General features: G+C 70.7%; 22 protein-coding genes. 6 read left to right on the top strand and 16 right to left on the bottom strand.

The window, feature by feature from the left end:
* The coding region (locus EAO76_RS38190) for a MaoC/PaaZ C-terminal domain-containing protein (protein WP_262376099.1) at positions 1-402 on the top strand (402 nt) is incomplete at its 5' end.
* A gap of 39 nt (positions 403-441) precedes the next feature.
* Here EAO76_RS38190 and EAO76_RS38185 read toward each other — a convergent pair.
* From EAO76_RS38185 to EAO76_RS38160, 6 genes are all read right to left on the bottom strand, one after another.
* On the bottom strand, positions 442-1,065 hold the full coding sequence (locus EAO76_RS38185) for a TetR/AcrR family transcriptional regulator (protein WP_148840867.1): 624 nt from the start codon (positions 1,063-1,065) through the stop codon (positions 442-444).
* A 190-nt stretch (positions 1,066-1,255) separates the two neighbouring features.
* Positions 1,256-2,599 (bottom strand): dicarboxylate/amino acid:cation symporter, encoded by a 1,344-nt coding sequence (locus EAO76_RS38180; RefSeq protein WP_148840818.1) that lies wholly within the window; start codon positions 2,597-2,599, stop codon positions 1,256-1,258.
* Positions 2,600-3,087: 488 nt separating this feature from the next.
* A complete protein-coding gene (locus tag EAO76_RS38175) occupies positions 3,088-3,342 on the bottom strand; it encodes a DUF4229 domain-containing protein (protein ID WP_148840866.1) in 255 nt (84 codons plus the stop codon).
* A gap of 196 nt (positions 3,343-3,538) precedes the next feature.
* Positions 3,539-4,066 (bottom strand): GNAT family N-acetyltransferase, encoded by a 528-nt coding sequence (locus tag EAO76_RS38170; protein ID WP_187438944.1) that lies wholly within the window; start codon positions 4,064-4,066, stop codon positions 3,539-3,541.
* A gap of 139 nt (positions 4,067-4,205) precedes the next feature.
* On the bottom strand, positions 4,206-5,369 hold the full coding sequence (mqnE, locus tag EAO76_RS38165; protein WP_148840817.1) for an aminofutalosine synthase MqnE: 1,164 nt from the start codon (positions 5,367-5,369) through the stop codon (positions 4,206-4,208).
* A gap of 99 nt (positions 5,370-5,468) precedes the next feature.
* Complete coding sequence (locus EAO76_RS38160; RefSeq protein ID WP_148840816.1) at positions 5,469-5,924, bottom strand: Lrp/AsnC family transcriptional regulator; 456 nt, start codon at positions 5,922-5,924, stop codon at positions 5,469-5,471.
* 132 nt (positions 5,925-6,056) lie between these two features.
* Here EAO76_RS38160 and EAO76_RS46945 point away from each other — a divergent pair, with 132 nt between their 5' ends.
* Positions 6,057-6,191 carry a hypothetical protein gene (locus EAO76_RS46945; protein WP_262376098.1) on the top strand — a complete coding sequence of 45 codons (135 nt, stop codon included), beginning with the start codon at positions 6,057-6,059 and terminating at the stop codon, positions 6,189-6,191.
* 8 nt (positions 6,192-6,199) lie between these two features.
* Here the strand turns inward: EAO76_RS46945 and EAO76_RS38155 are convergent, their stop codons facing one another.
* Entirely contained in the window at positions 6,200-6,874 is a 675-nt protein-coding gene (locus EAO76_RS38155) for a UbiX family flavin prenyltransferase (RefSeq protein WP_148840815.1), read from the bottom strand.
* Between the two features lie 131 nt (positions 6,875-7,005).
* Here EAO76_RS38155 and EAO76_RS38150 point away from each other — a divergent pair, with 131 nt between their 5' ends.
* Positions 7,006-7,641 carry a rhomboid family intramembrane serine protease gene (locus tag EAO76_RS38150; protein WP_148840814.1) on the top strand — a complete coding sequence of 212 codons (636 nt, stop codon included), beginning with the start codon at positions 7,006-7,008 and terminating at the stop codon, positions 7,639-7,641.
* Between the two features lie 28 nt (positions 7,642-7,669).
* Here the strand turns inward: EAO76_RS38150 and EAO76_RS38145 are convergent, their stop codons facing one another.
* From EAO76_RS38145 to EAO76_RS38135, 3 genes are all read right to left on the bottom strand, one after another.
* Positions 7,670-8,329: a DUF4232 domain-containing protein gene (locus EAO76_RS38145; protein ID WP_148840813.1), complete on the bottom strand. Its 660-nt coding sequence runs from the start codon at positions 8,327-8,329 to the stop codon at positions 7,670-7,672.
* Between the two features lie 164 nt (positions 8,330-8,493).
* Entirely contained in the window at positions 8,494-9,411 is a 918-nt protein-coding gene (gene mqnP, locus EAO76_RS38140; RefSeq protein WP_148840812.1) for a menaquinone biosynthesis prenyltransferase MqnP, read from the bottom strand.
* The gene (locus EAO76_RS38135) at positions 9,408-10,865 is read right to left on the bottom strand and encodes a menaquinone biosynthesis decarboxylase (protein WP_148840811.1); all 1,458 of its coding nucleotides are present in this window, start codon (positions 10,863-10,865) and stop codon (positions 9,408-9,410) included. Before EAO76_RS38135 ends, mqnP begins: the two co-directional genes overlap by 4 nt.
* A gap of 404 nt (positions 10,866-11,269) precedes the next feature.
* On the opposite strand from EAO76_RS38135, the gene EAO76_RS38130 reads away from it, so the two are divergent.
* From EAO76_RS38130 to EAO76_RS38120, 3 genes are all read left to right on the top strand, one after another.
* On the top strand, positions 11,270-11,674 hold the full coding sequence (locus EAO76_RS38130; RefSeq protein ID WP_148840810.1) for a PLD nuclease N-terminal domain-containing protein: 405 nt from the start codon (positions 11,270-11,272) through the stop codon (positions 11,672-11,674).
* Positions 11,675-11,943: 269 nt separating this feature from the next.
* Positions 11,944-14,010: a hypothetical protein gene (locus tag EAO76_RS38125; RefSeq protein WP_148840809.1), complete on the top strand. Its 2,067-nt coding sequence runs from the start codon at positions 11,944-11,946 to the stop codon at positions 14,008-14,010.
* Positions 14,003-15,571: a hypothetical protein gene (locus tag EAO76_RS38120; RefSeq protein WP_148840808.1), complete on the top strand. Its 1,569-nt coding sequence runs from the start codon at positions 14,003-14,005 to the stop codon at positions 15,569-15,571. Before EAO76_RS38125 ends, EAO76_RS38120 begins: the two co-directional genes overlap by 8 nt.
* A gap of 15 nt (positions 15,572-15,586) precedes the next feature.
* Here the strand turns inward: EAO76_RS38120 and EAO76_RS38115 are convergent, their stop codons facing one another.
* The 6 genes from EAO76_RS38115 to EAO76_RS38090 all read right to left on the bottom strand — a co-directional run bounded on the left by EAO76_RS38115 (position 15,587) and on the right by EAO76_RS38090 (position 21,780).
* Positions 15,587-16,111: an SRPBCC domain-containing protein gene (locus EAO76_RS38115; RefSeq protein WP_148840807.1), complete on the bottom strand. Its 525-nt coding sequence runs from the start codon at positions 16,109-16,111 to the stop codon at positions 15,587-15,589.
* Positions 16,112-16,182: 71 nt separating this feature from the next.
* The gene (gene ccsB, locus EAO76_RS38110; protein ID WP_148840806.1) at positions 16,183-17,265 is read right to left on the bottom strand and encodes a c-type cytochrome biogenesis protein CcsB; all 1,083 of its coding nucleotides are present in this window, start codon (positions 17,263-17,265) and stop codon (positions 16,183-16,185) included.
* Positions 17,262-19,076 carry a cytochrome c biogenesis protein ResB gene (locus EAO76_RS38105; protein ID WP_148840805.1) on the bottom strand — a complete coding sequence of 605 codons (1,815 nt, stop codon included), beginning with the start codon at positions 19,074-19,076 and terminating at the stop codon, positions 17,262-17,264. Before EAO76_RS38105 ends, ccsB begins: the two co-directional genes overlap by 4 nt.
* 5 nt (positions 19,077-19,081) lie before the next feature.
* Positions 19,082-19,804 carry a cytochrome c biogenesis CcdA family protein gene (locus tag EAO76_RS38100; RefSeq protein ID WP_148840864.1) on the bottom strand — a complete coding sequence of 241 codons (723 nt, stop codon included), beginning with the start codon at positions 19,802-19,804 and terminating at the stop codon, positions 19,082-19,084.
* Between the two features lie 46 nt (positions 19,805-19,850).
* Positions 19,851-20,462 (bottom strand): TlpA disulfide reductase family protein, encoded by a 612-nt coding sequence (locus EAO76_RS38095; protein WP_148840803.1) that lies wholly within the window; start codon positions 20,460-20,462, stop codon positions 19,851-19,853.
* Positions 20,463-20,529: 67 nt separating this feature from the next.
* The gene (locus EAO76_RS38090; protein ID WP_148840801.1) at positions 20,530-21,780 is read right to left on the bottom strand and encodes a hypothetical protein; all 1,251 of its coding nucleotides are present in this window, start codon (positions 21,778-21,780) and stop codon (positions 20,530-20,532) included.
* Positions 21,781-21,918: the final 138 nt, after the last annotated feature.

Below are 21,918 nucleotides of genomic sequence, written 5' to 3'. Positions count from 1 at the left end.
GCACCGGACAGCGCACCCCCGTCCCCGGAGCTCCCCGTCCTGGCCGAGTGGCGGCTGCCCGGCGACCTGGGACGGCGCTACGGCGCCGCGTCGGGCGACCGGAACCCCATCCACCTGTACCCGCTCACCGCCCGGCTCCTCGGCTTCCCCCGGACCGTCGCCCACGGCATGTGGACCGTCGCCCGCTGCCTGGCCGAGGCCCCCCGGCCCGCTGAAATCCATTGGGTACGGGCCGACTTCAGGGCCCCTGTCCTGCTGCCCTCCACCGTCACCCACGCGGCGGACGCCACCGGCTTCCGACTGCGCGGTGCCGACGGCCGCGTCCACCTCACCGGCCGGACCCTGCGCACCCCGCCCAGGAACCGCGAGCCGAAACCGGACCCGGAGCCGAAGCCCGGCTGAGGGGTCCCGCAACCCCCGGCGGGCGCGCGACGACAGCCCTCAGGAAGAAGCCGGGGGCTGCCAGGGACGTCCGTTCATCAGGTTCTCCAGCCCCGCCCAGGAGAAGTTCATCAGGGTGGCCGCGGCCTCCTTCGCCGAGATGCCCGGGGTCTCGTTCGCCCAGCCGGCGAGCGACTCCGCGGCCCCCACGAGCGCCTGCGCGAGCCCCGACACGTCCCGGTCGGGAAGCGCCGGATCATGGTGCGCCTCGCGCGCCGCGGCCCCGATCAGCTCCGTCACGAAAGCAACGATCTCGTCCCGCATCACCGTCACCTCGTTGGCGAAGGGCTCCCCGTGCGTGCGCGCCTGCCGGTGCAGCACCGCCCAGCCGTCCGGGTGCTCCGCCGTGTGCGTGAAGAACGCCCGCAGCCCCGACCACAACTGCCGATCGGCCGGAAGCCCCGGCTCCGCCCCGGCCCGCACCGCTTCGACCAGCGCTTTCGCCTCACGCCTGATGCAGGCCGTGAAGAGTTCTTCCTTGGAGTTGAGATACAGGTAGACGAGCGGCTTGGACACCCCGGCCAGCTCGGCGATCTCGTCCATCGACGCCGCCCGGTACCCGCGCTGCCCGAAGGTCCGCACCGCGGCGTCCATCATCTGCTGTTCGCGCACGGCCCGAGGCATCCGTTTGCTCTTCACAGCACCCACGTCGACTTCCTCCCACCCCCGTGTACCACTCCCGGTCAAGAGTACGGCGCGAAACCCCTCCCACCACACGACGACCGGCCACCGGCACTCCCCCCACGACGCGCCGTGGGCCCCTCCCCCGAGACCGGGGGAAGGGCCCACGAAAGGACCGTGGTCCGTGCGGGTACTACGCCGCGACCGGCACCCGCTGCGGCTCGGCGTCGAGCGCCTCGTCGTCGACCGGGGAGGACGAGGCCGAGTCGTACGCCTCGCGGTCGAGGATCTTCTCCCGCGAAGCCACGATCAACGGCGTCACGACTTGGCCTGCGACGTTCGTGGCCGTCCTCATCATGTCCAGGATCGGGTCGATGGCCATGAGCAGGCCGACGCCCTCCAGCGGGAGGCCCAGCGTCGAGAGGGTGAGGGTCAGCATGACCGTCGCGCCGGTGAGACCGGCGGTGGCCGCCGAGCCGATGACCGAGACGAACGCGATCAGGAGGTAGTCGCCGACACCCAGCTGCACGTCGAAGATCTGCGCGATGAAGATCGCCGCCAGCGCCGGGTAGATCGCGGCGCAGCCGTCCATCTTGGTGGTGGCGCCGAACGGGACGGAGAAGGAGGCGTACTCCTTCGGGACGCCGAGGCGCTCGGTGACCTTCTGGGTGACCGGCATGGTGCCGACCGAGGAGCGGGAGACGAAGGCCAGCTGGATCGCCGGCCAGGCGCCCTTGAAGAACTGCAGCGGGCTGAGCTTGGCGACGGTGGCGAGCAGCAGCGGGTACACGCCGAACAGCACCAGGGCGCAGCCGATGTAGACGTCGGCGGTGAACGTCGCGTACTTGCCGATCAGGTCCCAGCCGTAGTCGGCGATCGCGTAGCCGATGAGGCCGACGGTGCCGATGGGGGCGAGCCGGATGACCCACCACAGGGCCTTCTGGAGGAGTTCCAGGACGGATTCGCTGAGGCTGAGGATGGGCTGCGCCTTCTCGCCGAGCTGGAGCGCGGCGATGCCCGCGACGGCGGCCATGAAGACGATCTGGAGCACGTTCAGCTCGGTGAACGGCGTGATCACGTTGTCCGGGATGATGCCGGTGAGGAAGTCGAGCCAGGAGCCCGCGTGCTCCGGCAGCTTGCCGTCCTTCGGCGTGAGGCCGGTCCCGGAGCCCGGGTTGGTGACCAGGCCGATCGCGAGACCGATGGCGACCGCGATCAGCGAAGTGATCATGAACCAGAGCAGGGTGCGGGTGGCCAGCCGGGCGGCGTTGTTGACCTTGCGCAGGTTGGTGATCGACACCAGGATCGCGAAGAAGACGAGGGGCGCGACGGCCAGCTTCAGCAGCTGGACGAAGATGTGGCCGACCTTGTCGAGCGTGGTGTGGAGCCAGCCGATGTCGTACGTGCGGGTGAGCCAGCCGAGTACGACGCCGAGGACGAGACCGGCGACGATCTGGGCCCAGAACGGGACCTTGGGTATGCGGAAGCCGGAGCCGGGCTTGCTGTCGGCTGCGGTGGACGCGGGATTCGCGGACACGGACACACTCCAGATGTGACGCATCGGGGCGCACGGGGACGGTGGTGCGGAGGGGGACGGGGATTGCGGCGCCCGCGTCGGGGGCGGCGCCGCTGCATGATGCCGGTTCAGACGTTGCGGCAACAGACCGCGGACATACAGCGGCAGAGATCGACGTGCAGGCGCACCACGAGCGGGACGCTCACGGCGGATCGATGGCGCACTGCGGTCTTCATGACGAATACGTTAACACTTGAACTTTGAGGTTCTCAAAGTAATTCTTTGACCCCGAGCCGTCGGCGACCCCGGCGCCGACCGCCCGGGAGCCTGCGGGCACGACAAAACCCCAGTACAGGAGCGGGCGCTCCGGCGCTGGGGTTTCGGGTGAAAAGCGTGCGGCTGTGAGGAAGCTTACAAAGCCCCCACGGGCCCCTCGTCGCCGTCCGACGACCGCGGGAAGACGGTCACGGGGCGGCCGGTCACGGGGCGGCCGGTCACGGGGCGGCCGGTCACGGAGTGACGTGGTCCTCGCGGGTCCGGTTCGCCTCCAGGCGCCCCTTGGCGCGGTCGACCGTGGAGACGATCTGCACGGACATCTCGTCGCGCTGCTTGCGCAGCAGTACGTAGCTGAGCGGCGCGGAGAGGACCAGGGCGAGCAGAATCACCCAGACGAGATTGGAGCCGTTCGTCCCGGAGGGCAGCAGGCCGAAGTGGACGGCCACGGCCGCGATGGCGAAGCATCCGACGAAGATGCCGAGCCGCATCACGGTGTACCGGATTGTCGCGCTCGGCTTGGCAGCGGACACAGTTGGCCCCTCTCTCGACGTGTGACAGTCCTTCGGTCCTGCCCGACCAGTGAAGCATGCCCCGGAATCGATCACTTCGGAGGGCTCCGCCAAAGGTGCCGCCGCGCCGCCGCCCGGGACCGGCCGGCCGGGGCACCGGCGGCACGCCCGACGGTCACCGGCCGAGCGGCAGCAGCATGATGATGTCGTCGCGGTCGTCCCCCTCGGCGACCCGGATCGCGTCGGGCACCCGCCCGACCTCCTTGTATCCGCACGAGGCGTAGAACCGGTCGACGCCGGTGCCGCCGCGGCAGGTGAGCCGGACGGCCTCGATCCCGTCGATCCCGCGGGCGGCCCCGGCCACGGCGTCCATCAGGTCGCGGCCGTAGCCCTTGCCCTGGTGCCGGGGGTGGACCATCACCGTGTAGAGCCAGAGCCAGTGCTCCATCAGCCGGTGCGTGTTCAGGGTGAGGAAGGCGGTGGCGGCCACGGCGCCCTCCTCGTCGAGGCCGACCAGCAGCCGGGTGCGGCCCTCGGCCATGGAGACCAGGTGCTTGACCAGTTCGGGCCGGATGTCGTCGGGCGTGACGGGCGGTACGAAGCCGACCGCGCCGCCCGCGTTGGAGACATCGGTCCACAGCTCGGCGATGCCGTCCCGCAGGGTGCGGTCGAACTTGGGGTCCAGCTCGAATGTAAGTGCCATAGATGCAGATTAACTATTACCTTCCGGCGCCTCAAACGGCGTCCGGAACGTGAGAGAGCCCCGGCCGGGGTGGGGCGGCCGGGGCTCTCCTCGTGGGTCCTCGCGTCGCGCACGGGGCGTCCCGTCGCGCGGTGCGGCGTCAGACGCGCATCGGCTGCGGCGACTCGCGCCGCCCGGCGTCCGGGCCCGGGTACTCGCGGATGATCTCGTACCGGGTGTTGCGCTCGACGGGCCGGAAGCCCGCGTCGCGGATCAGCTCCAGCAGGTCGTCGCGGCCGAGCTTGTTCGGCGTGCCGTAGTTGTCCGCGTCGTGCGTGATCTTGTACTCGACGACCGAGCCGTCCATGTCGTCCGCGCCGTGCTGGAGCGCGAGCTGGGCGGTCTGCACCCCGTGCATCACCCAGAAGACCTTGACGTGCGGGACGTTGTCGAACAGCAGCCGCGAGACCGCGAAGGTCTTCAGCGCCTCGGCGCCGGTCGCCATCGTCGTCCGGGCCTGGAGCCTGTTGCGGACCTTGCCGTCCTTCATGTCCACGAAGTCGTGCTGGTAGCGCAGCGGGATGAAGACCTGGAAGCCGCCGGTCTCGTCCTGGAGCTCGCGCAGCCGCAGCACGTGGTCGACGCGGTGCCGGGGCTCCTCGATGTGCCCGTACAGCATCGTCGCCGGGGTCTTGAGCCCCTTCTCGTGCGCCAGGCGGTGGATGCGCGACCAGTCCTCCCAGTGGGTGTCGTGGTCCACGATGTGCTGCCGGACCTCCCAGTCGAAGATCTCCGCGCCGCCGCCGGTCAGCGACTCCAGACCGGCCTCGATCAGCTCGTCGAGGATCTCGGAGGCCGACAGGCCGGAGATGGTCTCGAAGTGGTGGATCTCGGTGGCGGTGAACGCCTTGAGGGAGACCTGCGGCAGGGCCTCCTTCAGCGCGCCGAGCGAGCGCGGGTAGTAGCGCCACGGCAGGGTGGGGTGCAGCCCGTTGACGATGTGCAGTTCGGTGAGGTTCTCGCCCTCCATCGCCTTCGCGAGGCGGACGGCCTCCTCGATGCGCATGGTGTACGCGTCCTTCTCGCCCGGCTTGCGCTGGAACGAGCAGTACGCGCACGACGCGGTGCACACGTTGGTCATGTTGAGGTGCCGGTTGACGTTGAAGTGCACGACGTCGCCGTTCTTGCGCGTCCGTACCTCGTGCGCCAGACCGCCGAGCCAGGCCAGGTCGTCCGACTCGTAGAGGGCGATGCCGTCCTCCCGGGTCAGCCGCTCTCCCGCGCGGACCTTCTCCTCCAGTTCGCGCTTGAGCCCGACGTCCATGCGGCTGCCTCCAGTGTGTCGACGTGCGGTGTGCCCTCCCGGCGACCGGTGATACCGGGAGAAACCCCCGGTATCACCGGGGGCTCCACCACGGTACGCCTACACCTCCTCGGGGAGTTCCCCGACCCGGTTCTCCCACTTCGTGGAGAGCACGATCGTGGTACGGGTGCGCGAGACGCCCTTCGTGCCGCTGAGCCGTCGGATGGTCTTCTCCAGGCCGTCCACGTCGCCGACGCGCACCTTGAGCATGTACGAGTCGTCGCCCGCGATGAACCAGGCGTCCTCGATCTCCGCGAGGTCCTTCAGCCGGCGCGCCACGTCCTCGTGGTCGGCCGCGTCGGAGAGCGAGATGCCGATCAGGGCCGTGACCCCGAGCCCCAGGGACGCGGCGTCGACGGTGGCGCGGTAGCCGGTGATGACACCGGCGGATTCCAGCCGGTTGATGCGGTCGGTGACGCTGGGCCCGGAGAGTCCGACGAGCCGTCCCAGCTCGGCGTACGAGGCCCTGCCGTTCTCCCTGAGTGCCTGGATGAGCTGCCTGTCCACCGCGTCCATGTGACTGAAACCTTCCATTGTTCAGCAGTATCGCGAGTCTGTGTGTAGAATCTAAGGCATGCAGGCTTCATCGCCTGCAAATCTTCCCGAACATCCAAAATATGCTTTCGAATCTTCAGGAGTGAGAACACCGTGTACTCGATCGAGATGGCCTACGCCCGTATGCGCGAGCTGCAGGACCTGGCCAACCGCTCGCGTGCCCACCAGCCCGCCGCCGCCCACCGGGTCGACCGGACCCGCAAGCCGCGCACGACGAAGAAGCGCTGACCACGAGGTCAGTGCCCGGAGCCGCGGGAGCCGCCACCGAGCTCCCCCTCCCACCGGCGGTACAGGTCGTGCGGCACCCCCGCCGCGTCCAGCACCCGCCCGGCGACGAAGTCCACCAGATCCTGGATGTGCGTCGCCCCCGCGTAGAACGCCGGAGAGGCGGGCAGCACCACGGCGCCCGCCTCGTCCAGGCTCACCAGATGTTTCAGCGTCTGCCCGTTCAACGGCGTCTCCCGAACGGCGACGACCAGTTTCCGCCGCTCCTTCAGCGTCACGCTCGCCGCCCGCTGGAGCAGGTCCTTCGAGAGTCCGAGCGCCACCCCGGCCACGCACGCCGTCGAGGCCGGAACGATCAGCATCCCCTTCGCCGGGTACGAGCCCGAGGACGGCCCGGCCGCGAGGTCACCGGCCGCCCAGTGCCGTACGCCCTCGACGTCGGTGTCGAAGGTGTGCGGCTTCCCGTCCGCGCCGCGCGCCAGCCACTCGCGCAGATCCTCCCGCCAGTGCGCGTCGCGGAACGCGATCCCGGTCTCGTCCAGCAGGGTCAGTCGCGAGGCCCGGCTCACCACCAGGTCGACGCTCTCCCCCGCCGCCAGCAGCCCGCGCAGCACGGCGGCGGCGAAAGGGGTACCCGAAGCTCCGGAAACCCCGACAATCCAAGGCTGCCGCTGGTGTTGGCTCACTGATGTCCCGGAATCCACACTCCTGAGCCTATCCGCCCGCCCCGAACCGGAACCGGGGAAGGGGCCCCAGGCGTTTCCAGATCCGGGACAAGGACGGCGACGGGGCGACACGGAACAGCAGGGGGGCCACCATGACCGCGACCTCGGGACGTGCGACACCGGTGCGGAACGTCGGGGACCGGGCGAGGGTCGCGGCGAAGGTGATGCTGGGCTGGGTGGCGTTCCTCTGGCTGCTGGAGGTCGTCGACGCGGCGACCGGCCACGCGCTGGACGGCTTCGGGATCGAGCCGCGCCGGGCCGCCGAGCTGCTGGACGTCGTGCCCGCGTCCTTCGTCCACTTCGGCTTCGACCACGTCGCGTCCAACAGCGTGCCGCTGCTGGTCCTCGGCTTCCTCGCCGCGCTCGGCGGCATCCGCCGGTTCGCCGCCGTGGCCGCGATGATCGTCGTGATCGACGGCCTCGGCGTCTGGCTGGTCTCGCCGGAGCACTCCAACACGGCGGGCGCGTCCGGGCTGGTCTTCGGCCTCTTCGGCTATCTGCTCGTGCGCGGTTTCGTGGACCGCCGGTTCCTCGACGTGGTCGTCGGCCTGGTCGTCGGCGCGATCTGGGGCTCGTCGATCCTGCTGGGGATCTCCCCGGCCAACACCTCGGTCAGCTGGCAGGGCCACCTGTTCGGACTGGTGGCGGGCGTCGCGGCGGCGTTCGTCCTCCGCCGTGACTCCGGCCGCGGAGGCGCGGGGGCACCCGCCCGGCCGCTCGCCCCGTAGGGCGTGGGCGGAGCCCCCGGTGCGCGGGTCAGCCCTCGCCCTGCCCCGCGCTCCCCATCGGGCCGACCTTCACCTCGGGGCCGGAGCCGTCCGTGACGGGCAGCGTGGCGCCGCCCGGCCAGTCGAGGGTGACCGACTTCGTCTCGTTCGGCGGGGTCACCACCAGCCCCGTGATCCGGACGCCGGAGCCGCCCGACTCGTTGACCGGGTAGGTGATGCCGAAGTACACCGACTTCCCGTCCTTGAGGACCATCGGTTCGGACTTCTCGCCGGTGCGCTTCGCGGACACCGTCCCCGAGGCGGTCTTCAGGTCGACGCCCGCGTACCCGGAGAGCGTGCAGTCCCGGCCGCCGCCGTTCTTGAACTCCACCGCGACGGTCCCCTCGGTGTCGCCGCCGATGGTGCTGTCCGTCGCCGTGATCTCCAGCTCGTCGGTACGGCACTTGCCGTTCCCGCCCGAACCGGTCCCGGCGGCCGTGCCCTGCCCGCCGGAGCCCTTGCCGGCGGAGTCCTGCCCGCCCTCGTCCGAACCGCCCGAGCCCGAACCGCCGGACGCGGAGGAACCGCCGGACGCGGACGCGGACGGCGGGGCGTCCTGCCCCAGGTCGTCCTCGCCGTTCTGACAGGCCGTGAGCGAGAGGCCCGCGGCGACGGCCAGGGCCGCGAAGGTGATCTTGTTTAAGCGCATCGTTGCTTCCTCGGTGTCGGTGGGCGGTGCCCGCCACCCGGTACGGGCCGTACCGGCGGGCGTTCCTGATCACCAAGAGTGGGAGGCCGGACGGCACGTTCCGCCCGGCCTCCCGCTAATACATCCCTGTTACACACCGCCGGGCACGGCCCGAAACGGCCTGCTCAGACCGTCAGGCCCCGCACCAGCAGGTCCAGCAGCGCGCACGCGAACAGGGCGATGCCGATGAACCCGTTGACCGAGAAGAACGCCCGGTTCAGCCGGGACAGGTCGTGCGGGCGCACCACCCGGTGCTCGTACACGAAGGCGACGGAGACGATCACCATGCCGACCCAGTAGAACAGTCCGGCCTCCGTGGCCAGCCCGAACCAGACCAGCAGCCCGGTCGTGATGACGTGGCAGACCCGCGCGCCCCACAGCGCGGCCGGGATGCCGAACCGGGCCGGCACCGACAGCACCCCGTGCGCCCGGTCCGCCTGGACGTCCTGGCAGGCGAAGATCAGGTCGAAGCCGCCGATCCAGATCCCGACCGCGAGGCCGAGGATCACCGCGTCCCACGACCAGCTGCCGGTCACCGCCAGCCAGGCCCCGACCGGCCCCATGGCCTGCGCGATCCCGAGGATGGCGTGCGGGTAGTGGGTGAACCGCTTCCCGTACGGATAGACCACCATCGGGACGACGGCGACCGGGGCGAGCGCCAGGCAGAGCGGGTTCAGCAGCGCCGCCGCGCCCAGGAAGAGGACGACGGCGACGAGCGCCCCGGTCCACGCCGACTTCACCGAGACCGCCCCGGTGACCAGCTCCCGGTTCGCGGTGCGCGGGTTGCGGGCGTCGATCTCCCGGTCGATGATCCGGTTGGCGGCCATCGCGAAGGTCCGCAGCCCCACCATGGCGACGGTGACCAGCAGCAGCGTGAGCCAGTGGATCGACCCGTCGTCCAGGAACATCGCGGTCAGGGCGGCGATGTACGCGAAGGGCAGCGCGAAGACCGAGTGCTCGATCATCACCAGCCGCAGGAACGCCCTGACCCTGCTGTTCGGCTGCGCGGGGCCGGGGCCCAGCGCGGCCTCGGCCGCGCTCACAGTCCGTATTCCTTCCACCGGCGGTCGACCAGCGCCGCCGTCTCCGGGTCGGACTCGACCATCTCCGGCCAGCCGCCGTCCCGGGTGTAGCCCTCCTCGGGCCACTTCCGGGTCGCGTCGATGCCCGCCTTGCCGCCCCAGAACTGCTGGTAGGAAGCGTGGTCGAGGTGGTCGACGGGGCCCTCGGTGACGGTCAGGTCGCGGGCGTAGTCCGTGTTGCCGAGCGCCCGCCAGGCCACCTCGTGCAGGTCGTGGACGTCGCAGTCGGAGTCCACCACCACGATCAGCTTGGTCAGCGACATCATGTGCGCGCCCCAGATGGCGCTCATCACCTTCTGGGCGTGCTTCGGGTACTTCTTGTCGATCGAGACGATCGCGCAGTTGTGGAAGCCGCCCGCCTCCGGCAGGTGGTAGTCCACGATGTCCGGCACGATGATCTTGAGGAGCGGCAGGAAGAACCGCTCGGTGGCCCGCCCCAGCGGCCCGTCCTCGGTCGGCGGCCGGCCCACCACGATCGACTGGAGCAGCGGGCGCCTGCGCATGGTCACGCAGTCGATGGTCAGTGCGGGGAACGGTTCCTGCGGCGTGTAGAAGCCGGTGTGGTCGCCGAACGGCCCCTCGGGCAGCATCTTCCCGGGCTCCAGCCACCCTTCCAGGACGACCTCGGCGTGCGCCGGGACCTGGAGCGGCACGGTCCTGCAGTCGACCATCTCGATCCGCTTGCCCTGGAGGAAGCCGGCGAAGAGGTACTCGTCGATGTCCCCGGGCAGCGGCGCGGTGGAGGCGTACGTGACGGCGGGCGGGGCCCCGAAGGCGATGGCGACCGGCAGCCGCTCCCCGCGCCGGGCGGCGACCTGGTAGTGGTTGCGGCTGTCCTTGTGGATCTGCCAGTGCATGCCGATGGTGCGGCGGTCGTGGCGCTGGAGGCGGTACAGCCCGAGGTTCCGGATGCCGGTCTCGGGGTCCTTGGTGTGGGTGAGGCCCAGATTGAAGAAGGAGCCGCCGTCGTCGGGCCAGGTGAAGAGCGCGGGCAGCCGGTCGAGGTCCACGTCGTCGCCGGTGAGCACGACCTCCTGGACCGGGGCGCTGTCCGCCTTCACCTTCTTCGGCGGCACGTGCACCATCGAGCCGAGCTTGCCGAACGCCTCCCGCACCCCGACGAAGCCGTGCGGCAGCTCCGGCCTGAGGAGCCCGCCGATCTTGTCGGAGATGTCGGAGTACGACTTCAGCCCGAGCGCCTTGAGCAGCCGCCGGTCGGTCCCGAAGACGTTCATGGCCAGGGGCATCGAGGACCCCTTGACGTTCTCGAAGAGCAACGCGGGCCCGCCCGCCTTGTTCACCCGGTCGACGATCTCGCCGACCTCCAGATGAGGATCGACCTCGGCCTTGATGCGCTTGAGCTCGCCCTCGCGCTCCAGGGCCCGGAGGAGGGAACGAAGATCGTCGTAAGCCATGCCGTCCAGTTTGTCACCACGCCCGTGGATCACCCGGACTGCCCCACCCGTGGACGCCCCGCCGGAGCCGTACCCGGACCGCGGAGGGGGCGGTCACGGGTCGCGGAGGGGCGGTGCCGGGCCGCACGGAGGGGCAGTACCGGGCCGCGCGGGGGCGGTCGCGGGTCGCGCGGGGGTCGGTGCCGGGCTGCCGAGGGGCGGTCGCGGGTCGCGCGGGAGCCGGTCGCGGGGCGAATCCGGCCCGTGCGCCGGAGCGGTCCCGGCCCGGTCGCGGGGCCGCTCCGGACGGCTTCCGCCCCGACGGGAACCGACTCGCCGTGGGATGTCATGCGCACCGGTTACCCTGGCCCCACACCGGGGCAGGACAAAGCCCCGCCATCTCTCCGCGGGGGGACCTCTCCATCATGCTTCGGGCCCTGATCTATCTCCTGCCTCTGGCACTGACGATCTACGCGTTCATCGACTGCCTGAACACCCCCGAGGACGAGGCGAAGCACCTGCCGAAGATCGCCTGGGTCTTCATCATCCTGCTCTTCTGGATCGTGGGCCCGATCGTCTGGCTGGCCGCGGGCAAGATGCGCCACGCGCCCGCCGGGGGCCGCACGCCGTCCGAGTGGCACCGCAACCACCGCACGCAGTGGGTGGCGCCGGACGACAACCCGGAGTTCCTGAAGGCACTGAAGGACGAGAACAAGAAGGACGAGTCGCTCCTCAAGGACTGGGAGGCGGACCTGCGCCGCCGCGAGGAGGAGCTGAAGCGCCGGGAGAGCGGAACGGGCCCGGAGGAGCCGACGCCGCCCGCCTCGTAGTCCGGAGGAACTCCCCGCGCCACCGCTGCCGCCGCCCCCGCCCGTCGTCCGGGCGGGGGCGGCGTCGTCATGCGTCCCGGCACGCACCCGAGCATCCACGTGCCCACGCATCCACGTGCCCGCGTGCCCGCGTGCGGAGCGCCCGGAACCGGCCGGTCGTACGCCCCGTCCCTGATCGTTCGAAAATCCTCCCCTTTCCCCAACACCCTCCCGATACCCTTGTGTTGACGGTGTGACAGATCGGATGGGGCGTCGACGCTGGGGGTGCTGTGGACAGAGAGCTGTACGGGCGCGAGGCGATTTTCGGCAACGACGGACTCGCGGCGCGACTGACCGGTCTCACCCCGTACGGCTCCGCCCGGGTCGCCTACGAACACCCCGCCGATCCGCCGGTCGCCGTGCTGACCGGCGGGCGCGGCATGGGCAAGACGGCCGTGCTCAAGCAACTGCGCCACCTGTACCGGGAGGTCACCCCGGTCGCCCTGGTCGACTGCGAGGCCGTCCTGCCGCCCGAGGACCCGGGCCCCGGCTGGACCCCGGTGACCGGGGCGCTGCCGCAACTCGCCGCCCAGCTGACGGCGCGGGTGCGGGCCGCGCGTCCGGTGCAGTTCCCCCGGCTCAGCCTCGGGCTGGTGGCCGTCGCCTCCATCTCCTGGACCCGCGGGGACGAGACCCGGGCGCAGCGGGACCTCCAGTCGCTCGGCCCGCTCCTGGCGACCGTGGACGGCCGCGGCGACGCGGCGGCCGGCTGGGTCACCAAGGTGCTGACCAAGCTGGCCGCCAGCGCCTTCGACTCGGTGGCCCCGATGGCCGGAATGGTCGCCGAGGCCACGGTCGAGACGGTCATGGAGGAATCGTTCAGCCGGTTCCAGCGGCGTTCGGCGGACTGGTACGGGCGCTATCCGCACGCGGGCGGCAACGGCCGGGTCGGGCTGCGCCAGCTGGCGGTCGACTTCGAGCGCGGCGGCGACCTGCGCCGCCGGGCCGAGGACCATCTGGTGCTCGCGATGGCGGAGGACCTGGTCCGGGCGTACGGGGGGCTGGCCCGGGGCGCCCGCCGGGGCCGCCCGGTGCTGCTCGTCGACAACGCGCACGTGCCGCTGGGCCGGCAGCTGGTGGGGCCGCTGCTGCGGCAGCGGGCCGCCGGGACGCACGACCGGATCGCGGTGTTCGCCACCTCGCGGGTGCGGGACCACGAGGGGCTGGCCCACGCCGTGCGGCGGCGGCTGCCGGAGGTGGCGCACGCCTCGCACTGGTCCCGGGGCACCGGCGTGACGTCCGGCATCCTGGCCGTGGAGCTGACCCCGCTCGACCCGGAGCAGGTGCGTTCCGCCTTCGACCGGCACGACCCCCAGGGGCGCACCCGGGCCGGGCTGGCCCGCGGGGTGCACCGGCTGACCGGCGGGCGCCCGCTGGCCGTGGAGCTGCTGGCGCTGGCGGCGGGCCGGTCGCCCGATCCCGGCTCGCTGGTGCCGGGGTCGCTGCTGGACGCCGTGGTGGAGGTGCGCGAGGACCGGGCGCCCGCCCGGGTCGCCGACGAACTGCTGGCCCGGCTGGTGCCGGGGCCCGCGCAACGGCTCGACCACCTCGGCGTACTGGCCGCCGCGCACGGCGAGGACTCCGCCCGGCTGCTCGCGGAGAACCGGCTGGGCCGGTCCGCGTCGGACGGCGACGTGGCGCTGCGGATGCGCGACGCGCTGCGGGCCGACGGCTGGCCGGTCGGGCCCGGCCACTTCGTCGCCGATCCGCTACTGCGGGCCCTGCTCCTGCACCGGCTGCGCTTCCAGGACGACGACCACCCCTCGCACGGGGTGTGGCAGGCGGTGCACGTCACGCTGCGCGGGGCGTACGCCCCCGGCGGGCGCCTGCCGGGCGTCCCGCACCTGCTGCACCAGAAGCTGGTGCTGGGCGACGCGGAGGCATGCGTGGCCCATCTGCGGCTGCGGTTCGACGAGCCGGACGTACTGGGGTGGCTGGGCTCGCTGCGCTTCATCGTCTCGGCCCCGTATCCCCGCGCGCCGGGGTCCACCGGCCCCGACCCCCGGCGCGCCGTGGCGCTCGGCCGGGCCGACCATGCACCGCCCCGGGGGCTCGAACCGCCGGCCGCTGAGCTGCACACGCGGCTGCGCCGGCTGCTGCACGGCCTCTGGCTGCTGTCCGATCCGCTTGCCCTGCCGGACGAAGAGGTGATCGACAAGATGGCACACGAACTGCGGCAGCTCTCCGGCCGCCATCCGACCGGCAACAGCGATCTGTGGGACGCGGCGAAGCACTGGCCGCGCGACATCCGGGCCTGGCGCCCGCTGTCCATGCCGCCGGGAGGCGACGATGCGTAATCCGCTGCGCTACCGGCTCTGGTACACCGCCCGGCAGAAGGTCGTCTCCTCGGTGGTCGCCGGCGCCCTGGTCTTCACCGGCGGCTGGTACGCGTTCGGCCGGCTCACCGCCCCCGAGGACCGCTCCTGCGCGAAGGGCGTCGAGCGGCCCTTCGGCAGCGAGGAGTGCGTCGGCGTCGCCGACGGCGGCACCTACGACTTCGGCCAGTCCCAGCTGACCGACGTCGTGGCGGCCATCGCCCGGGAGAACGCCACCCTGAAGGCCGGCCGGTACGCCACGGTCGCGCTGCTGCTGCCGCTGACCTCGACGGACCGGGCGATGCGGACGAAGATGCAGCACGAGCTGCAGGGTGCGTTCGCCGCGCAGTACCGGGCCAACCGGCTCTCCAACGACCAGGTGCCGAAGATCCGGCTGGTGCTCGCCAACACCGGGAAGAACAGCCTGCTGTGGCGCCCGGCCGTGGAGCGGCTGAAGACGATGACCGGAGCCCCGGACCACCTGCGGGCCGTGTCGGGCGTCGCCACCAGCAGTACCGAGATCAAGTCGGCGGTACGGGAGCTGACCGCCGCGCACATCGCGGTCGTCGGCACCACCATCACCGCCGACGACATCGCCAACGGCCCGAGGAGCGACCCGTTCCCCGGGCTGGCCCGGGTCTCCCCCACCAACCGGGACGAGGCCGCCGCCCTGGCCCGCTTCGGGCAGGTCAAGGCGGAGAAGGCGCTGCTGGTCCAGGACACCCGGACCGGCGACCACTACACCGACACCCTGCGCACCGCCTTCACCGGGCTGGTCCGGGGCACCCGCTACAAGCCGCAGCTGTTCACCTCGCGCAGCGACCCCAACGACGAGGGCAACACGGCCAACGCCTTCCGCGACATCACCCATCTGATCTGCGACACCGAGGACGCGGACACGGTGTTCTTCGCCGGACGCCACGTCCAGCTGCGGCAGTTCATCAACGCGCTCGGCGGGCGCGGCTGCCAGGACCGCCCCTTCACGATCCTGACCGGCGACGAGGGCTCGTACCTGGGCAGCGACAAGAAGCTCGACCGGAGCGCGCTGCGCCGGAAGGTCACCGTCCGCTACGCCTCGCTGGCCCACCCCGACGCCTGGGCGGCGGCGCCCGCCGGGGGGAAGCCGACGACGGGCGGCTCCCCGAAGGACTACCAGGAGTTCCTGGACCTGCTGGCCACGCTGTCGAAGGCACCGGCCGGGCCGATCGGGCCGACGGGGCACGAGGACCTCACCGACGGCCAGCTCATCATCGCCCACGACGCGATGACCCTGGCCGTGCAGGCCGTCCGGCGGGCGAGTCCGGGCGGGCGGGTGCCGGAGCTCGCGGACGTGGGCGAGCAGTGGTCCCGGGTGAACGGCTCGCTGAAGGTGTCGGGCGCCAGCGGCTGGATCTGCCTGGACAACCACGGCAACCCGTACAACAAGGCGGTCCCGATAGTGGAGTTGTCGGCCGACGACGCCCTCCAGCGGTTCGTGGCGCTCGCCTGGCCGGAGAAGGATCCGCCGGACGCCACGTGCCTGCCCCCGGCCGCGGCCCCGTAGCGCCCGGGACACGGTTCAGTGCCGGGCCGCGTACTGTTCGCGCAGCCCGGCCCAGCGCACCGGGGTCCACCTCGACCAGTCGGCCGGGTAGCCGTCGAGGGCGTCCACGAGGTACTGGAAGTGGTCGTGCCAGCTCGCGAGGCGGTCCAGGCGCAGGGCGTCGTCGCCCCGGAACTCGTTGGTGAAGCGCAGCAGCACGTGGTCGCCGCGTGGTGGCTCCAGGTGGAAGCGGACCCGGCCGAAGGGCTCCTCGAAGGTGTACTCGGCGACCCGCTCGACGTCCCAGGCGGTGACGGTGCCCGGGGCGGGGGCGGCGTTCCCGTCCCGTTCGGTGTTCAGCCGGTGGAGCGTGATCGCGCCGCCCATGCGCCGCTGGAACGGGTCGGCCCCGGCGAGCCAGCCGCTCAGTCCCCCGGAATCGGCGACGGCTGCCCACACCCGTGGAACGGGGTGGGGCAGCCGTAGGGTGAATCGCAGAACGTGCAGGTCACCGCGGGTTTCACTGGTGCCGTACTCGATGACGGGGGTCGCATCGGTCATGGTTCCAGCGTGGCCCCGCGGTGGGCGCTCCGCACCCGTACGGGTGCGGAGCTCTTGCGGGTACGGGCCGGTCAGACGCCCGCATAGGAGTGCTTGCCGGTGACGAAGATGTTCACGCCGTAGTAGTTGAAGAGCCAGCAGCCGAAGGCGATCAGCGCCAGGTAGGCGGCCTTGCGGCCCTTCCAGCCGGCGGTGGCGCGGGCGTGCAGGTAGCAGGCGTACGCGACCCAGGTGATGAAGGACCAGACCTCCTTGGGGTCCCAGCCCCAGTAGCGGCCCCAGGCGTCGCCCGCCCAGATGGCGCCCGCGATGATCGTGAACGTCCACAGCGGGAAGACCGCGGCGTTGACGCGGTACGAGAACTTGTCGAGCGAGGCGGCGGCGGGCAGCCGGGAGAGCACGGACCGGGCGAACGCGCCGGGCCGGCCACCGTTCGCGAGCTTGTTCTCGTAGCTGTCGCGGAAGAGGTAGAGCAGGGTGCCGACCGCGCCGAGGTAGAAGACGGCACCGCAGAAGATGGCGGTGGAGACGTGGATCCACAGCCAGTACGAGTGCAGCGCGGGCACCAGCTGGTCGCTGTCGGTGTAGAGCCACGTGGTCGCGATGCCGAGGTCCAGCAGGACGGTGGTGACCAGGAGCAGCCCCATCCAGCGGACGTTCTTGCCCAGTGCCAGGAGGACCAGGTACGCGCCGACCGCCACCGTGGAGAAGGTGATGGAGAACTCGTACATGTTGCCCCAGGGGGCGCGCTGCACGGACATCGCGCGGGTGATGACGCCGCCGGCCTGCACGAGGAAGGCGAGCACGGTCATGGAGACCGCGACCCGCCCGTACAGGTCGCCCTTGAACGTGCCGCCGGCCGCGCCGGGCCCGTCCGGGACGTCGCGGGAACCGGCCGCGGCGCGCGTGACGATCTTCGGGCGGTCCAGTACGGCGGTGCCGCCGCCCTTCTGCGCGACCTGCACCTTCACCTGGGCGGTGGCGGCACCGTCCCCGGTCAGGGCGGCGGCGGTGCGGCCGACCTTGCTGCGGCTGCCGAACACCCATTCCGCGATGTGCGCGAGGAAGGCCAGGGTGTAGACGGCCATCGCCGAATAGATCAGCACATTGCTGGTGTGCGCCAGGTTCTCGTTGGTAGCGGCGGCGAGATTCACTTCTCAGCCCCTTCGGCAGGATCTTCGGAGGATTCTTCGACGGCGTCGGAATCCGATTCGGGTCCGGCGTCGGGGTCGGTTCCGGGCCCGGAGGCGGGCTCGGACTCGGATTCGGGGTCGGCGTCGGTACCGGGTTCGGGGTCGGGCGCCGGGGGTGCCGAGGCGACGAGCTCGACCGCGAGGTCGGCCAGCTCCTCGGGCAGCTTCGCGGACTCGCTGCGGCCCAGGCCCGCCATCTCGACGACGGTGACGCCGTCCGCGCCGCGCACCGCCCGCACCCAGACCCGGCGCCGCTGGATGAACAGCGAGCCCGCGAGTCCGGCGATCGCGGCGACCGAACCGCCGAGCGCCCAGCCGCTGGCCGGCTGCTCGGTGATCTGGAAGCTGGCCCACTCCTGGAGGCCCTCGAACGTGATGGAGCCCGCGCCGTCGGGCAGCTTCATGGTCTCGCCGACCAGCAGCCGCTGCTTGAGCTGCTTGCCGTCGGCGTCCTTGAACTCCGTCATCTTGGTCTTGTCCAGCTGGTACACGTTCTGCGCCAGCCCGGAGTCGGGTCCGAGGTAGCCGTGGAAGCCGTTGAGGGCCAGTACGGGGAAGTCGGCGCCCGGGAACTGCGAGAACATCGTGCCCTTGCCCTCGCCCGCGAAGGTCGGCACGAAGAACGCCTGGAAACCGAGCTGGGTCTTCTTGCCGTCCTTGTCGCGGTAGCCGTCCAGGACCTTGATCGCACCGCTCGACGTGACGTTGTTGTCGATCGGCAGCAGCGGTACCGCGTTGCGGTAGACCTCCTTGCCCTTGCCGTCCTTGACGGAGACGACCGGCGCGTAGCCGTGGGCGTTGAGGTAGACCTTGGTGCTGCCGATGACGAGGGGTTCGTTGACCCTGATGACGGTCTTCTTCGGCTTGCCGTACGCGCCCTCCGCGTACGTCACGTGCGCCTCGTAGGTCCGGGGCGTGCCCCGCTGGGGGCCGCGGCGCTCGTACGTGCCGGTGAACTTGTCGAGCGTGAAGCTGAACGGGGCGAGCGAGTCGTTGTCGAACAGCGAGCCGGACTTGAAGTCGTCGTACTGCGTGAGCGTGTTGGCGAAGCCGTCGCCCTCGACGATCAGCTTGCCGCCCTCGGACTTGAAGAGCTGTCCGCAGGCGAACGCGACCAGCATCACGATCAGGGAGACGTGGAAGATCAGGTTGCCGGCCTCGCGCAGATAGCCCTTCTCGGCCGCCACCGCGCCGTTGACGGCGTGCACCCGGTAGCGGCGCTTCCGGATGATCGCGAGCGCGGCCTCGTGGACCTGCTCGGGATCGGCCTCGGTGCGCCAGGTGGTGTACGCGGGCAGCCTGGTCAGGCGCTTGGGGGCGCCGGGCGGGCGGCTGCGCAGCTGGCCCACGAACTGGCCGGTGCGCGGCACGATGCAGCCGATGAGCGAGACGAACAGCAGGATGTAGATCGCGGAGAACCACACCGAGCTGTAGACGTCGAAGAACTGGAGCTTCTCGTAGACCGGCGTGAGGGTGGTGTGCGCCTTCTTGAACGCCTCCACCTTCATCTCGTCCACGCTGTTCTGCGGGATCAGCGAACCGGGGATGGCGCCGAGCGACAGCAGGAAGAGCAGGATCAGCGCGACCCGCATCGAGGTGAGCTGCCGCCAGAACCAGCGGGCCCAGCCGATGACGCCCATGGCGGGCAGGCCGGCCCCGCTCTCCTCGCGCGGGGCGGTGGAGAGCCGGGTTTCGGCGGCGCCCGGCTCGGAGGAACTCTCCTCGTCCCGGCGCTCCTGCTCCGGGGCGGGGTTGGACTTGGTGTTGCTCATGGAACTCAGATCCCCACCGTGAAGCCGTCGGACCAGCCCTGTACCTGCTGCATCATCGTGCCCCACACACCTGTGAGCAGGAGCAGGCCGGTCACGATCATCATTCCGCCGCCGATCCGCATCACCCAGGCGTAGTGCTTCTTGACCCAGCCGAACGCGCCGAGCGCCTTGCGGAAGGCTACGGCGGTGAGGACGAAGGGGATGCCGAGGCCGAGGCAGTACGCGACGGTCAGTATCGCCCCGCGCCCGGCGGTGCCCTGGTCCATCGCGAGAATGCTCACCGAGCTGAGCGTCGGGCCCAGGCACGGGGTCCAGCCGATCCCGAAGAGGGCGCCCAGCAGCGGGGCGCCCGCCAGTCCGGTCACCGGCCGTTTGTGGATGCGGAACTCGCGCTGCGTCATCCAGGGCATCAGCCCCATGAAGAAGACGCCCATCAGGATCATCAGCACGCCGAGGACCTTGGTGAGGATCCCGCTGTTCTCCAGGAGCGTCTGGCCGAAGAAGCCGAAGAGCGCGCCGCCGGAGACGAACACGGCGGTGAAGCCGAGCACGAAGAGCGAGGCGCCCGCGACCATCCGGCCCCGCCGGGCCTGCGCCAGGTCGGTGCCGCTGACGCCGGTGACGTAACTGAGGTAGCCGGGCACGAGCGGCAGGACGCACGGCGAGAAGAAGGAGACGAGCCCGCCGAGCACGGCGATGGGCAGGGCGACGAGCAGCGCCCCGCTCATCACGGTCTCGTTCTCGCCCGTGATCGCGGCAAGGGTGTGCACGGGGTCACTTCTCCGCGATCAGCGGGTCGATCATCTCGTGCAGCTTGTCGGAGTCGAGCGCGGTCAGGGAGCGGGCGGCGATCTTCCCGTCCCGGTCCAGGACCACGGTCGACGGGATCGCCTGCGGGCGCAGCGTCCCCTTGGGGAAGCGGAGCATGAGCTTGCCGGTCGGGTCGAAGAGGCTGGGGTAGGGGACCCCGTAGTCCTTCTCGAAGCTGATCGCGGGGCCCTTCTGGGCGTCCCGCGTGTTGATCCCGACGAACTGGACGCCCTTGTCCTTCGTCTCCTTGGCCACCCGCGAGAAGTACTGGGCCTCCAGGCGGCAGGGCCCGCACCACGAGCCCCACATGTTCAGCACGACGACCTTGCCCTTGTAGTCGGCGACGTCGAGCTGCTTGCCGTCGAGGGTCTCGCCGTCCAGCTTCGGGGCGGCGACGCGGTCGCCCTTGGCCACGGTGGAGATCCCGCCACTGCCCGTGACGAAGTTCGTGTTGCCGCCTCCGCCGGTCTTGTTGTCGTCCCCGCCGCACGCGGTCAGCGTGAGGGCGAGTGCGACGACCGCTGCGGGGGCGGCGAGCAGGGTGAAGCGGCGTCGAGGTGCGCGGCCATGGCTCATGTGAAAAGTTTCGCATGGCGGTTCAGGCGATCTCGGGCACCCCCCTCGGTGCCCGTAAAGCCCGTTGTCAGGCTTTTTTAAAGAAGGCGTTCCAGCCGCCCGCAGGTGCCTGACCGACTCCCAGCGAACGGAGCTTGTCGAGGACGGCCGGGGTCTGCACGTCGAGCCAGTCGACGAACTGCCGGAAGGAGACCAGGCGCACGTCCGGCTTCCCGGCGATTTTCTTGATCACCGCTTCGACCGCGTCCATGTAGATGCCGCCGTTCCACTCCTCGAAGTGGTTTCCGATGTAGAACGGCGCGCGATTCGTCGTGTAGGCGCGGTTGAATCCGGCGAGGTACGACTGGGTGGCCTGTTCACGCCATCCGGGATAGCGCGAGGGCATGCCCTTGGTCGAATTGAGCGACTGGTTGGCCAGGATGTTGTAGTCCATCGAGAGGACTTCGAAGGTGTGCCCGGGGAAGGGCATGGCCTGGAGCGGCAGGTCCCAGACGCCCTGGCGCTTCTTGGGCCAGACCTGGGTTCCGCCGGGCGAACTGGCGTCGTAGCGCCAGCCGAGCCTGCTCGCGGTGGGCAGCAGGTTCTCCTGGCCGAGCAGGCAGGGGGCGCGCCCGCCGACCAGTTCCTTGCGGTAGTCGAAAGGCAGCGGGTCGAGATCGTTCCAGCCGGTGTTGGTGCGCCATTCGGTGACGAAGGAGACCGCCTGGTCGATTTCGTTCCGCCACTGCTGGGGCGACCAGTTCGCGACCGAACCGGAACCCGCGCAGAAATGCCCGTTGAAATGGGTGCCGATCTCGTGCCCGTCGAGCCAGGCCCGGCGGACGTTCTTCAGCGTCTCCTTGATGTGGTCGTCGGTGAGATAACCGATGTCGGAGGCGCCGATCGGATTGTTGGGCGGCCGGTACATGGACTTCTTGGACTCGGGCAGCAGATAGATCCCGGACAGGAAGAAGGTCATCGCCGCGTCATGGTCCTTGGCGAGTTCCAGAAAGCGCGGGAAGAGTCCGTTGCCGACCTCGCCCGCACCGTCCCAGGAAAAGATCACGAACTGCGGCGGCGTCTGACCGGGTTCGAGCGGTACCGGCCTGGCGGGCTGGTGCGGCTGCTTGCCGGTGTCCGCGGTGGAACCGTCCCCGATCTTCCGGACGTCCTTCTCCGCGGGCTTGGTCCCCCGGGTGCTCCCGTCGGTCCCCTTCTCCCCCGTGGTCCCCGACTGGCTCCCGCCGGAGGAGCCGAAGGTGCCACAGCCCGCCACCCCAACAGCGGCGGCGGCACCGAGGCCGGCCCCGAGCAGACCCCTTCGGCTGATATCACGCATGATTACCCCATCTGCGGTCGTTTTGCCTTAAGTCCATACAAACTGGCGAAGGCTTAGATGGCGGAAACAACACGGGGGTTCCGTGAATTAGCACATGATTCTTTATGTGACCAGACCCGGACCGCGCTCGAACACATG

This window comes from Streptomyces sp. sk2.1 (genome assembly GCF_008120935.1).
GTDB lineage: Bacteria > Actinomycetota > Actinomycetes > Streptomycetales > Streptomycetaceae > Streptomyces.
Note: the sequence above shows the minus strand (reverse complement) of the source record. Positions and strands in the feature narration are given on the sequence as shown.

Bases quoted from the DNA above. Each gene is read 5' to 3' on its own strand.
- EAO76_RS38185 (WP_148840867.1), bottom strand. From the start codon at position 1,065: ATGCCTCGGGCCGTGCGCGAACAGCAGATGATGGACGCCGCGGTGCGG.
- EAO76_RS38175 (WP_148840866.1), bottom strand. From the start codon at position 3,342: ATGCGGCTCGGCATCTTCGTCGGATGCTTCGCCATCGCGGCCGTGGCC.
- EAO76_RS38170 (WP_187438944.1), bottom strand. From the start codon at position 4,066: ATGGCACTTACATTCGAGCTGGACCCCAAGTTCGACCGCACCCTGCGG.
- mqnE (WP_148840817.1), bottom strand. From the start codon at position 5,369: ATGGACGTCGGGCTCAAGCGCGAACTGGAGGAGAAGGTCCGCGCGGGA.
- EAO76_RS38160 (WP_148840816.1), bottom strand. From the start codon at position 5,924: ATGGACGCGGTGGACAGGCAGCTCATCCAGGCACTCAGGGAGAACGGC.
- EAO76_RS38150 (WP_148840814.1), top strand. From the start codon at position 7,006: ATGACCGCGACCTCGGGACGTGCGACACCGGTGCGGAACGTCGGGGAC.
- EAO76_RS38145 (WP_148840813.1), bottom strand. From the start codon at position 8,329: ATGCGCTTAAACAAGATCACCTTCGCGGCCCTGGCCGTCGCCGCGGGC.
- EAO76_RS38135 (WP_148840811.1), bottom strand. From the start codon at position 10,865: ATGGCTTACGACGATCTTCGTTCCCTCCTCCGGGCCCTGGAGCGCGAG.
- EAO76_RS38130 (WP_148840810.1), top strand. From the start codon at position 11,270: ATGCTTCGGGCCCTGATCTATCTCCTGCCTCTGGCACTGACGATCTAC.
- EAO76_RS38120 (WP_148840808.1), top strand. From the start codon at position 14,003: ATGCGTAATCCGCTGCGCTACCGGCTCTGGTACACCGCCCGGCAGAAG.
- EAO76_RS38115 (WP_148840807.1), bottom strand. From the start codon at position 16,111: ATGACCGATGCGACCCCCGTCATCGAGTACGGCACCAGTGAAACCCGC.
- EAO76_RS38105 (WP_148840805.1), bottom strand. From the start codon at position 19,076: ATGAGCAACACCAAGTCCAACCCCGCCCCGGAGCAGGAGCGCCGGGAC.
- EAO76_RS38100 (WP_148840864.1), bottom strand. From the start codon at position 19,804: ATGAGCGGGGCGCTGCTCGTCGCCCTGCCCATCGCCGTGCTCGGCGGG.
- EAO76_RS38095 (WP_148840803.1), bottom strand. From the start codon at position 20,462: ATGAGCCATGGCCGCGCACCTCGACGCCGCTTCACCCTGCTCGCCGCC.
- EAO76_RS38090 (WP_148840801.1), bottom strand. From the start codon at position 21,780: ATGCGTGATATCAGCCGAAGGGGTCTGCTCGGGGCCGGCCTCGGTGCC.